We start from the raw sequence: 12,490 nt of genomic DNA on the forward strand, positions 1-12,490 counted from the left end.
TTCACTCCTTTTACCGTGCTTATTTTTTTAAGTGGTAGGAGGAGTGATTTGTTTTTACTGACCTTAAGCTAATAGTGTAGAATAGACATTCTGTTTTTTGGGATGTCATCAATCTAGGTTATTATTTTTCAATGGTTTATCGTTCTCGCCTAACATTCAAAGTTGTATTTTTAGTCCCTCTGCTTCTCGCTATGACAATATTCGCTTTTATTGTTATTGGCTACGCCAAAGATATCAATAAAGATTTAAACACAGAATATAGCAGTATTAGTCGTAATATTGAGCACTCAGTTAAGCTGCTTGGTGGTATGAACTATAGTTTTGCACTGTATTTTAGCGATCATAATGAACACCATAATCAAATGAATAAACGTGATCTGCATACGCAAAAAATGGGTGCGGATGGGTTATGTCTGTGGCTACCAAAGAGTCGTAAAATTCAATCTGCTTATCGTGCAGATGCTCGCGAAGTTTTAAAGCTCGATTATGCTGCCAAAGCTTTTGCTAAAGGGTGTGAGCCTGGTTCTGAATTATATAAAGATATTGAAAGTAAGTTGGTATTAGCGCCTAATTTTTCATTTGTGAATGGCATTGAAGATTATATTTTAGGTTTATATTACGTTTCACCAAAAGGTTACCTTATCGCATCGCCTGCCCATATTGTCGACAATATGCACCAGAATACCGTTAGTATCATTCAACAGCGAAAATATTGGCAAGAAGCTCAAAGTGGTGTCAGTGCTATTCGGATTAATGGTCCGGTAAATGATATCTCCACAGGAAATCGAATTTTAATTATTTCGGCTGGATTATTCGATGAAAATAAATTCCGTGGTGTCGTTGCACTCGATGTTTTGGTTTCTAAACTCTACACCGAAGGTTCTACAGTCGGCGAGCGAATTCAATTCCTCAATCTAGATAAGGAGACTTTGCCAAGTAATGCATGGATGCCACGAACATTATGGATTGATGGTGTTAACACTAATCAGATGATGTATTTTAATTGGCAGTGGTCACATGAAATCCATAGCTTTTTGGTTAATAGAGCCTCATCTCTTTTCATGTTGTTTGCCTTGTATGCCATTCTAGTGATTAGTTTGATATATATAAAAATAACCAATGAAAGAAGACATTTTAAAGATTTATCACAACGCGATCCTTTGACTTCTTTGCTAAATCGCCGAGGTTTTGAAGTTGCTTATAAAAGTTTTGATAAGCAGAAATATGAAGGATTAGCGGTTTTTGATATTGATGACTTTAAAAGTATCAATGATGCTTTTGGGCATGATGTTGGTGATGATGTCATTTGTGCGGTTGCCAATTGTTTAAATCGAAACTCGAGATCGAGCGATATAGTGGCACGTTTTGGTGGTGAAGAGTTTGTTTTATATATGCAAGGCACGGATGCAGACAAAATGATTGAAGCCATTCAACGTATTCAATCGGAAATTGGCTCAACTTCCACTAAGGTTATTGAGCAAGGCTATACTATCTCAGCCGGTTTGACGATCAAGCTAACCAGTGAAAATACTGGCTTAGAACAGCTTATTAAAGAAGCGGATGATAGGCTGTATATGGCGAAAAAAATGGGTAAGAACCAAGTCGTCATTAATAGTAATCAAACTGATTAACAATGGATGGATTTAATATAATCAACGATCGGTTGCGCTTTATTGTAGCGGCGAATATTACGAAATAAGTCATCAGCTTGCGTATATTCATGACGCAGATAAGACAGCCATTGTTTGATTCTATTAGGGTAGTACAGGCCTTTATCTCCCTCGACTTCAAACTCAGAGTAGTTGAGCATCAGATCCACGACTTGTTCCCAAGGCATTGCGCTTTCATTGAATTTCACAACATTTCCCAGGTTGGGTAGATTAAACGCGCCTCGACACACCATTAAAGCGTCTGCTTTGGTTTGTGCAAGGCAAGCTTGTCCATCTTGATAGCTCCAAATCTCACCGTTGGCAATAACCGGTATTTGGCTACGCTGTTTTACTTGCTCAATATATTCCCATTTGATTTCACTGGCTTTATAACCTCCCATTTTGGTACGGCCATGTACGGTTAATTCATCGGCTCCAGCTTGTTGTATGGCATCTGCGATTTCAAAGCAATCCTGCGGATCTTCCCAACCTAAGCGAATTTTGGCCGAGACGACAATATTACTTGGTACAGCTTTACGACAAGCTGCAACAATTTGGTATATCAATTCAGGATGCTGTAATAATGCTGCGCCACCTTTACTCTTGTTGACCATTTTTGCTGGGCAGCCAAAGTTAAGGTCAATGCCTTGCGAGCCAAGTTCAACGGCACGCACAGCATTTTCAGCCATCCAGTCAGGATTTTGCCCCAGCAGTTGTAGTCGGACTGGCGTCCCTGAGCGAGTCTTTGAGCCTTGGAATAGTTCTGGACACAGGCGAGTAAAAACATGTTCTGGTAATAGTTGGTCGACAACACGCACAAACTCAGTGACACAAAGGTCGTAATCATTAATGTCAGTCAGTAATTCACGCATTAAATGATCAAGTACACCTTCCATCGGGCCTAGTACGACTCGCATGGTTTTTCTCCAGAGCAGTTTAAAAATAGGCTGCAGATTGTAGTGGGTTCCATCGGCATTGTCACTGGATTCTAGGTCTTGAAGCTATTTGAGTATGAAAGGAAGTCACTTGGTAGTTTTAGCTCGAGTGGTTACACTATGTCGATAGTAATCAGTATGCAAAAAGAGATTCACATGAAGTTAATTGAAAGCGTCAATTTAGAAAACACCGAATATACGCCAGCCTTTATCGAAGGGGCTATTTTGGCCGCTAATATGACGCCAAAAGTTTTGCAGCCTGATGTTTGGGTTGCGCCTTTGGTGGAGCTAGATAAGCAGCAAGCAGAAGCCAATTTAACGCGTCATTTTGAATTGCAATATGCTCACTTGATGGCTTGCGAATATGACGTGTTAGAACTCTTAAACATTGAGACAAATGATTATCAAGGTTTAGCCGAATTTGCCGAAGGTTTCATGACGGTGTGGCCGGTGATTGAAGCGGGTTGGAATGAAGTGGCTGAAATCCCTGATGGCACAGTACGCATGCTGCAAGGATTATTGACGACGTTGATGCTGGCGATTGATGAAGAGTCAACACAGCAACAAATGATAGAGGCAGGAATCAAAGTGCCACCGACTTTATCTGCATTGTTACCTCAGCTTAATATCATGATTAACGAAGTAGCAAAAGCTGCCGACGAAGCGCTGCAAGGCACAAAAGCACAAAGTATCAATCCATACAAAGAGATGAGCCGTAATGATGCGTGTGTATGTAGTAGTGGTAAAAAGTTTAAACATTGCTGTGGTAGGAATAAGTAACTTATTGCTATAAAGCTATAGAAGATAGGGCAACGAAAGTCGCCCTATTTTTTATTTGGATTTTACGAATTGAGATAGCACGACGACAGCAAGTATCGCTAAATTGATGCTGAATATCACCACGAGCCATTGCGGCATTGAAAGGTTTAAAAATTGCCATACGATTTTAGAACAATCACCCGTTGGTTCAAACATCCAAGGAACCCATTGGTTAAGTGGTGCCCAACTCGGGAACTGAGGGAAAATATCACAAGTAGCAAAAGGTGAAGGGTTAAACTGATAACCAACATGCTCTAAAGCGAGCTGTAAGCCGCGAAAGCTTGTATAGCCCCATGCTGCGAGTCCAGTCCAGCGAACCCATTTATTCATCGGGTTTAAGAGACCGATAATGGCTGATGCGCCGATACCGATAAAAGCAACACGCTCATAAACACACATAACACACGGTGCTAGCATCATAACATGTTGGAAATACAAAGCGGATAATTCAAAAAAAACAACACTAGAAAGCAATAGTATCCATGAGAGTCTTTTTTGCGAAAATGTATGAATAGAGGATAACCAACCCACAATGACTTCCTTATGTCTAATGCGATAAATACAGTGAAAGAAATAAAACTTGTAGCATCAGAGTGTTAAATTGATCAATAGTTCAAAATTATGAAGTGGGAAATGCTGCCTGTAAACAACAATTCCCACTTAATCTTAATCAAAGGGTTATTAGTGACCAATAATAGGGCTAGCTTGAGTCGCAATTTCAATGGTAGATGATGTGACCCATCCCATAGAGTGGAAATAGGCTGTCATAGGCTCTAAAAGGAATTGAATACCAAAGTAGCCAACGACAGCTAATACCAATGTATACGGTAATGCCATAATGACCATGCGGCCATAAGATAAACGAATTAACGGGGCAAGTGCCGAAGTTAATAAGAATAGGAAAGCAGCTTGACCATTTGGTGTTGCAACAGACGGCAAGTTGGTTCCGGTGTTGATCGCTACTGCCAGTAAATCAAACTGATCTCTAGTAATAGCACCATCTAAAAGTGCTGTTTTCACTTCGTTGATATAAACCGTACCGACAAAAACGTTATCGGAGACCATGGATAGCAAGCCATTGGCGATATAGAACATAGTGATTTGTTGATTGCCTTCAAGTTCCAACACGGCTTCAATGATAGGTTTAAACAAATGTTGATCGATAATAACGGCAACAACGGCGAAGAATACCGCTAATAAGGCTGTAAATGGTAGAGCTTCTTCAAAGGCTTTACCTAGTGAATGTTCTTCGGTAATGCCAGTAAATGAAGTGGCTAAGATAATCACGGATAGACCAATAAGGCCGACAGCAGCTAGGTGGAAAGCAAGACCTACGATAAGCCAGATAGCAATGATCGCTTGCACATAAAGTTTTGCGATATCTTGTTTAGTGCGTTTTTGTTGCTGTTGATAGTCAAACTCTAATAAGATTTTTCGAACATTATCAGGTAGCTCTGCGCCATAACCAAAAACTTTGAATTTTTCAACAAGTGCACAAGTCAGTATGCCAAATATAAACACAGGGAAGGTAACTGGGGCCATACGCAAGATAAATTCACCAAACTCCCAAGCTGCTTGATCCGCAATAATTAAGTTTTGCGGTTCACCTACCATCGTCATTACGCCACCAAGTGCCGTACCGACACCTGCATGCATTAATAAAGAACGTAAAAAAGCACGATAATTCTCTAAATCATTACGGGTAATTTCAGGAATCAGCTCATCGGTGGAGTGATCATGATGGGCTCCGGAATCAGGGTTAGAAACTACTTTATGGTAGATAGCGTAAAAACCAATTGCCACACTGATGATAACGGCGATAACCGTTAGAGCATCTAAAAATGCTGATAAGAAAGCGGCTGTCATGCAAAAAGAAATGGAAAGTAAAATTTTAGAACGAACACCAAGCAAAATTTTAGTAAACAAAAATAGCAGTAATTGCTTCATAAAATAGATGCCTGCCACCATGAATATTAATAACAATAATACTTCAATGTTGGCGGCTAGTTCATGCTTGATTTGTTCTGCTGTGGTCATTCCCATAGCGACTGCTTCTATCGCAAGTAGGCCACCCGGCTGTAGCGGGTAGCATTTTAAGGCCATGGCTAAGGTGAAAATAAATTCAGCGACTAATAACCAACCGGCGGTAAAAGGGTCAATAAAGAAGAAAACTATAGGGTTGATGGCTAAGAAGGCGACAATGGTCACTTTATACCAGTCTGGTGCCTTGCCCAGGAAGTTTTTAATGAAGGCGTTTCCTAAAGACATACTCATGAATTTACTCTTTGAACTCCGAAAGTTTGAACTTATGCACAGTATGCCGAGATTTTCATATCAATGTGTGAAAATGGTCAAATTAATCACTAATTAACATTAAATAATTGTGGTAACTGTCATGTTGAACCGACATTAAGTTACGTAGTTGTTTATTTTTGTTATCAGTGTTGGTTTTTTCTGTGCTGTAGTTGTTGTTTTTATCGCAAAGACAATACAGGCTAGGGCGAGATAGTAAACCTCTAAAATAAAATAACTGGAACTGAGTTATATTTTTAGGTGAAAAGTGGGATAAATCGTAAGTGATATATCGACTTTTTATATGTTTTTGGGTGGTGGAACCGCTCATGGGATATAGATTACCTGTTTTCAGTTGTAGAGAAGTAGTGGTATGATGAGTGTAATTTCATCCCTAAAATTAGGTAAAGTGAATCAATGGTTATTAAGGCAAAGAGCCCTGCAGGATTTGCAGAAAAATATATTATTGAAAGTATCTGGAACGGACGTTTTCCACCTGGCTCTATTTTGCCGGCAGAAAGAGAGTTATCTGAGCTAATCGGTGTTACCCGAACGACGTTACGTGAAGTATTGCAACGATTGGCGCGTGATGGGTGGTTAACGATTCAACATGGTAAACCAACCAAAGTTAATAATTTCATGGAAACATCGAGTTTACACATTCTCGATACGTTAATGACGCTTGATACCGATAATGCGACAAGTATCGTTGAAGACTTGTTGGCGGCCCGTACTAGCATTAGTCCGATTTTTATGGGTTATGCCTTTAAGTCTAACCCTGAAGCTTGTATTAAAACGTTAAATCGCGTGATTGACTCATGTGAAACGCTTTTATCTCATCAATCATGGGAATCTTTTATTGAAGAGTCTCCTTATGCTGAAAAAATCAAACAGTCAGTAAAAGAAGATAATGAGAAAGATGAAGAAAAGCGTGATGATATTCTTATCGCGAAAACGTTCAATTTTTATGATTACATGCTATTCCAACGTTTGGCTTTCCATTCAGGAAATCAGATATATGGATTGATCTTTAACGGCATTAAAAAGTTATACGATCGTGTGGGCAGTTTTTACTTCTCAAACCCTGAAGCGAGAAAGTTGGCTCTTCAGTTTTACAAAGACTTACTAGTCTTGTGTGAAAAAGGGGAACGCCAAGAACTACCAAACTTGATCCGTCGTTACGGTATTGAAAGCGGTCATATTTGGATGAAGATGAAGCAAAACCTTCCAAGTAACTTTACCGAAGATGATAGCTGATTCGTTTTAGAATTCTATAGATAGAAACCTGCTACTAATAAATAGCAGGTTTTTTTCGCCAATGCTATATCCTTCGTACTTGATATCGCTGCTTTGGGGCTTATTTACTTGTTGCCTTGTTGTAACGCCAATTATTTTGGTTAATCGCCTCCAAAGGTAAATAAATTTCTTCGCAAGTTTCTGAAAGTATTTGGTCATAAACGTTAAAAATTAAATATGAGGCTTCTAGTGACAATTGGTAGAGTCGCTCTGGCGTCTCTACAACACTATCTTCTTGTTCCCAATGCTTTAAGGTTTGAATCACGCCATTTTGATCATTATCAGCCATGGTTAATGGGCAAATTAATGACAGCTGATTCATTCTTCGGCTTAGCATGACCGCATGATGACGAAAGCGTTGCTGTCCAATCGGTGTGTCGATATCCTGAATGCTGATCCTAAAGCGAGTCAAACTTTCTAAAGTATCGAGAATTTTTTGCCATCTGTGGTGATATTCTTCTGCGATATCATCATGATGAGTATCAATCAGCCATGCAATCATGACCTCATCAGTTAAAAACATCATTTGACGAATTAATCTACCGTGCTCTAGTTGATTTTTGGCGACATTGTATTCGGTCCAATTTAGTAGTACCGCTTGAGTTTTTTCATATAAAACCCGAATTTCCGGTCCGGTATCAGCCCCTGCGCTGAGTTTTAGATTCTGCAGTATTTCGATAATAGAAAGGTTAGTTTGCTTTAACGTCTGTACAGAATAGACCGCTGCAGCTAAATGCGAATGGGTGAGAGCTCGGTGTTGGCGAGTCAGATAAATTAGCTGACGTAACTGATTTATCAGACGATAGCGGTATTGGTGGCTTCTCTCTCGCGTAATGTTGAAGTAGAACAAGCTGGCGAGAATACCAACGAGCAACAATATACTGATTGTGATAAACATGAACGACCTCCTTTCGATTCATATACTCTGGTAATACAAAGCAAGATTTGAACCAAGATTAGGGAGGTTGAGAAGTGCGCATCCATACCAAGTTCAGGTACTTTGCTCACTCTGGTTGATTGAAAGTGGAGCAATATTGCGACGTATTGGTGCAATGGTCGCTGGCAACAAAGCTGCAGCTTTAAATACGAAAGGTATAGATATAGACGACTACATAAAAATAACCCCCAACACTGGTCGTCCAATATTGGGGGTTATTTGATTCTGGATGGAAATCCTTACTATGAAGTGATTACATCACACGCATGCCAGGTTGAGCACCTTCGTGTGGCTCCAAAATCCAAAGATCTTTACCACCAGGGCCAGCGGCTAAAATCATACCTTCAGACATGCCAAATTTCATTTTACGTGGCTTCAAGTTAGCAACCATTACGGTTAGCTTACCTTCCAGCTCTTCTGGCGTATAAGCCGACTTGATTCCCGAGAATACCTGACGAGTTTCACCGCCAATATCTAATTGGAATTTAAGCAGTTTATTGGCTTTCGGCACGGCTTCACAAGAAATGATTTTAGCGATACGCATATCAATTTTAGCAAAATCATCAAAGTCAATTTCTGCTTCAATCGGCTCTTTATCTAGCTCTGATTGTGCAGACGCTTCTGCTTGCTCTTTTGCTGCCATTTCTGCTGCCGCATCTTCTTTAGAGGCTTCGATCATCGCTTCAACATGTTTTGGATCGATACGATTAAATAGTGCTTTAAACTTAGTGACTTCGTGATCAGTTAATGGCGAAGTCATGCTTTCCCACGTTAAGGTATCATTTAAGAAGGCTTCACTGCGTGCTGCAAGTTCTGGCATAACAGGCTTCAAGTAGGTCATTAATACGCGGAATAGGTTAATACCAACCGTGCAAATGTCTTGTAGCTCTTGGTCTTTACCTTCTTGTTTTGCGATAACCCAAGGGGCTTTTTCATCAACGTATTGGTTGGCTTTATCCGCAAGTGCAGTCACTTCACGAATAGCACGACCAAACTCACGAGTTTCATAAAGCTCTGCAATGCGGTCTGCCGCATCAACAAACTCTTGATATAAAGCCATTTCAGTAAAGTTGCTAGAAAGCTTACCTTCAAAGCGCTTAGTGATGAAACCTGCGTTACGAGAGGCTAGGTTAACAATTTTGTTTACTACATCTGAGTTTACGCGCTGAGTGAAATCCTCTAGGTTTAGGTCGAGATCATCAATGCGGCTGTTTAGTTTAGCAGCGTAGTAATAGCGTAAACATTCAGGGTCTAGGTGCTTGAGGTAAGTGCTAGCCTTAATAAATGTGCCTTTCGATTTTGACATTTTTGCGCCGTTAACCGTGACATAACCGTGAACAAAGACATTGTTAGGCTTACGGAAACCTGCACCATCAAGCATCGCTGGCCAGAATAGACTGTGGAAATACACAATATCTTTACCGATGAAGTGGTAAAGCTCAGCGGTGCTATCTTGCTTCCAGTATTCGTCAAAGCTTAAATCATCACGCTTGTTACATAGGTTTTTGAATGAACCCATGTAACCAATTGGCGCATCGAGCCATACGTAGAAGAATTTGTTTGTCTCACCTGGGATTTCAAAACCAAAATAGGGCGCATCACGCGAGATATCCCATTGTTGTAGGCCGGATTCAAACCATTCTTGCATTTTGTTCGCAGTTTCAGATTGCAGAGAGCCAGAACGAGTCCACTCTTTTAACATGCTTTGGAACTGTGGTAAGTCGAAGAAGAAATGCTCAGAATCTTTCATTACTGGAGTTGCACCAGAAACCGCAGACTTTGGATTGATAAGATCAGTTGGACTATAAGTTTCGCCACAAGCATCACAGTTATCACCGTATTGATCTTCGGCCTTACATTTTGGGCAAGTACCTTTTACGAAACGATCTGGTAAGAACATTTCTTTTTCTGGATCGAAAAGCTGAGAAATAGTACGGCTAGTAATAAATCCATTTTCTTTTAAGCGAAGATAAATCATTGACGCCAATTCGCGGTTTTCATCACTATGAGTGCTATGGTAGTTATCAAAGCTGATGTTAAAGCCTGCGAAATCTTGCTCATGTTCTTTTTGAACTTCGGCAATCATATCTTCTGGGTTGATACCAAGTTGCTGAGCTTTCAGCATGATCGGCGTACCATGGGCATCATCCGCACAGATAAAGTTTACGGTATTACCACGTAAGCGTTGGTAACGGACCCAAACATCCGCTTGAATATGTTCAAGCATGTGGCCTAGGTGAATAGAACCATTAGCGTATGGAAGTGCACAGGTTACTAAAATTTTTCTTGGATCAGTTGCCATATTATATTTTCGCTTCTTATTCTTGGAGAAAGACAAAGCACCGTTACTCATACTTTTAGCTGCAGATAAACAGATAAAGTAGGGGAGTAAAGGGTGCATTATCATCATAAAACTTTGCCTTTGATTCTACCCGATACCCAACTAACTTCAAGAACACATAAGCTTGCTAAGGCTTTATTTTTTCTATAGCTAAGAAAACCCTTATTAGTTGATGCTGTTTGTTAGGATTTATAACTGCTAGGATTCAATTAACTCCACATGATAGAGAGGTTCCATGTCTGATTTTTCATCCCATTCACTGTTATCAAAAGAAGAGTATTTACAGCGCTTAAATCAGTTTGAGCATGAAGCGTTGATTGAAGGCTGGGCGGATATGCCAAACCTGGTTCAGTTTAGTGATGAGCAGGTGAACCTTGCTTTGCCTTTTTATTATCAAGATCTAAAAGCGGATCTACAGAGTTGGTGTGATTTACAAGCTCAACAAGATGCACGTTTTCCTAGTACACAAGTCTCAGTACGAGTGAAACCATTGCAAACACCTCACGGGCAAGCAGTGAAAGGGGTGAAAAATATCATCGCAGTGACCTCGGCGAAAGGTGGGGTAGGCAAATCGACAACCGCCGTTAATCTTGCCCTTGCATTACAGGCTTTAGGAGCCAGAGTCGGCTTACTTGATGCCGATATTTATGGCCCGTCAGTTCCTTTAATGTTGGGCACTCAAGGTGAGAAGCCTGGCGTGCGTGACAATAAATGGATGATTCCGGTTGAAGCACATGGCTTATATACCAATTCGATTGGTTATTTAATTGCCGATCAAGATGCCGCAATTTGGCGAGGTCCAATGGCCTCAAAGGCATTAGCTCAAATATTGAATGAAACTTTGTGGCCGGATCTTGACTACCTAGTGATAGATATGCCACCGGGTACAGGAGATATCCAGTTGACTTTATCACAACAAGTTCCCGTTACTGCTGCGCTGGTGGTTACGACGCCACAAGATCTAGCTCTAGCAGATGCTCGTAAAGGTGTCACGATGTTCGATCAAGTTGAAGTGCCAGTACTTGGTATTATTGAAAATATGAGTTACCACATTTGCTCGCAATGTGGTCATCATGAAGCCATATTTGGTGAGGGCGGTGCACAAAAAATGGCGCAAGATGCTAATTTAACGTTACTTGCCCAAATACCGCTGCATATCGATCTTAGAAGTGATATTGATAATGGTTGCCCAACGGTCGCAGCAAGACCGGATAGTGAGCATAGTCAAACCTATCTCCAGTTGGCCTCTCATGTTGCAGCCAATTTATTCTGGCAAGGTAAAGCGCGAACAGAAAATATTATGTTTGTTGATGTTAGCTGAGCAATGAATTGGTCGAGAAATAAGCACTTGTTCCCAAGCTGCTTATTTTTCAATCTTGATCTGTCTTATTGATTAATAATTTCATCTTGAACCTCGCACCTTGCAAGCGTTTGGGTATATAATCTAGCGGTTTAAATATTCAATCTTCCCAAGCCATCATGCTTTAATGACGCTTGGTTATATTTGGAATTCCTTGTCACTATTAAGCTGGGTGCTTTACATGTCAGAACAACAAAACATGCCTGAAAAAAACAAATGCGTCATTGTAGGAATTGCCGGCGCATCGGCTTCAGGGAAGAGCTTAATTGCAAGCACCATTTATAAAGAATTACGTGCAAAAGTTGGTGATCACCAAATTGGCGTTATTACAGAAGACTGCTACTACCGTGACCAAAGTCATTTGAGCATGGAAGAGCGAGTTAAAACCAACTATGACCACCCCAACGCTTTAGATCATGACTTACTATGTGAACAATTAGAGAAACTGGTTCAAGGTGAGTCTGTTGAGATCCCTGAATACAGCTACTCAGAGCATACCCGCACTAAAGAAACCACCTTGATGACACCAAAAAAAGTGATCATTTTAGAGGGCATCTTGCTATTAACCGAGCCTCGTTTACGTAATTTAATGCATGCATCTGTCTTCATGGATACACCATTAGATATCTGCTTATTACGCCGTGTGAAACGTGATGTTGAAGAGCGCGGTCGTACGATGGAGTCGGTATTAAAGCAATATCAAAAAACGGTTCGCCCTATGTTTATGCAGTTTATTGAACCATCAAAGCAACATGCGGATATTATCGTTCCTCGTGGTGGTAAAAACCGTATCGCGATTGATGTTCTGAAAGCGCACATTGCTAAACTGCTGAAATCGTAAGAATAGACAATTTAAAAATT

10 protein-coding genes are annotated in these 12,490 nt (G+C 40.4%); 5 read left to right on the top strand and 5 right to left on the bottom strand.

What is annotated here, in order from left to right:
• The first annotated feature begins 131 nt into the window (after window positions 1–131).
• A complete protein-coding gene (locus tag K358_RS0112195; protein ID WP_027697085.1) occupies window positions 132–1,631 on the top strand; it encodes a sensor domain-containing diguanylate cyclase in 1,500 nt (499 codons plus the stop codon).
• Here K358_RS0112195 and dusC read toward each other — a convergent pair.
• Window positions 1,628–2,566, bottom strand: a complete 939-nt coding sequence (gene dusC, locus K358_RS0112200; RefSeq protein ID WP_027697086.1) for a tRNA dihydrouridine(16) synthase DusC — start codon at window positions 2,564–2,566, stop codon at window positions 1,628–1,630. The genes K358_RS0112195 and dusC overlap by 4 nt on opposite strands.
• Before the next feature lie 174 nt (window positions 2,567–2,740).
• Between dusC and K358_RS0112205 the strand changes: the two genes are divergently transcribed.
• Entirely contained in the window at window positions 2,741–3,364 is a 624-nt protein-coding gene (locus K358_RS0112205; protein ID WP_027697087.1) for an SEC-C metal-binding domain-containing protein, read from the top strand.
• A 51-nt stretch (window positions 3,365–3,415) separates the two neighbouring features.
• On the opposite strand, the gene dsbB is transcribed toward K358_RS0112205, so the two are convergent.
• Window positions 3,416–3,934 (bottom strand): disulfide bond formation protein DsbB, encoded by a 519-nt coding sequence (dsbB, locus tag K358_RS0112210; RefSeq protein WP_027697088.1) that lies wholly within the window; start codon window positions 3,932–3,934, stop codon window positions 3,416–3,418.
• Window positions 3,935–4,084: 150 nt separating this feature from the next.
• Window positions 4,085–5,677: a Na(+)/H(+) antiporter NhaB gene (gene nhaB, locus K358_RS0112215; RefSeq protein WP_027697089.1), complete on the bottom strand. Its 1,593-nt coding sequence runs from the start codon at window positions 5,675–5,677 to the stop codon at window positions 4,085–4,087.
• Between the two features lie 435 nt (window positions 5,678–6,112).
• On the opposite strand from nhaB, the gene fadR reads away from it, so the two are divergent.
• On the top strand, window positions 6,113–6,952 hold the full coding sequence (fadR, locus tag K358_RS0112220) for a fatty acid metabolism transcriptional regulator FadR (RefSeq protein ID WP_027697090.1): 840 nt from the start codon (window positions 6,113–6,115) through the stop codon (window positions 6,950–6,952).
• Window positions 6,953–7,052: 100 nt separating this feature from the next.
• On the opposite strand, the gene K358_RS0112225 is transcribed toward fadR, so the two are convergent.
• Both K358_RS0112225 and metG read right to left on the bottom strand, forming a co-directional pair.
• Entirely contained in the window at window positions 7,053–7,889 is an 837-nt protein-coding gene (locus tag K358_RS0112225; RefSeq protein ID WP_027697091.1) for a hypothetical protein, read from the bottom strand.
• A 292-nt stretch (window positions 7,890–8,181) separates the two neighbouring features.
• Window positions 8,182–10,230: a methionine--tRNA ligase gene (gene metG / locus K358_RS0112230; RefSeq protein ID WP_027697092.1), complete on the bottom strand. Its 2,049-nt coding sequence runs from the start codon at window positions 10,228–10,230 to the stop codon at window positions 8,182–8,184.
• A gap of 274 nt (window positions 10,231–10,504) precedes the next feature.
• Here metG and apbC point away from each other — a divergent pair, with 274 nt between their 5' ends.
• Together apbC and udk are read left to right on the top strand one after the other, a co-directional pair.
• The gene (gene apbC / locus K358_RS0112235; RefSeq protein WP_027697093.1) at window positions 10,505–11,590 is read left to right on the top strand and encodes an iron-sulfur cluster carrier protein ApbC; all 1,086 of its coding nucleotides are present in this window, start codon (window positions 10,505–10,507) and stop codon (window positions 11,588–11,590) included.
• Window positions 11,591–11,828: 238 nt separating this feature from the next.
• The gene (gene udk / locus K358_RS0112240; RefSeq protein WP_156888741.1) at window positions 11,829–12,470 is read left to right on the top strand and encodes a uridine kinase; all 642 of its coding nucleotides are present in this window, start codon (window positions 11,829–11,831) and stop codon (window positions 12,468–12,470) included.
• Window positions 12,471–12,490 lie beyond the last annotated feature (20 nt).

The sequence above is a fragment of the Vibrio litoralis DSM 17657 genome, from assembly GCF_000426765.1.
GTDB lineage: Bacteria > Pseudomonadota > Gammaproteobacteria > Enterobacterales > Vibrionaceae > Vibrio > Vibrio litoralis.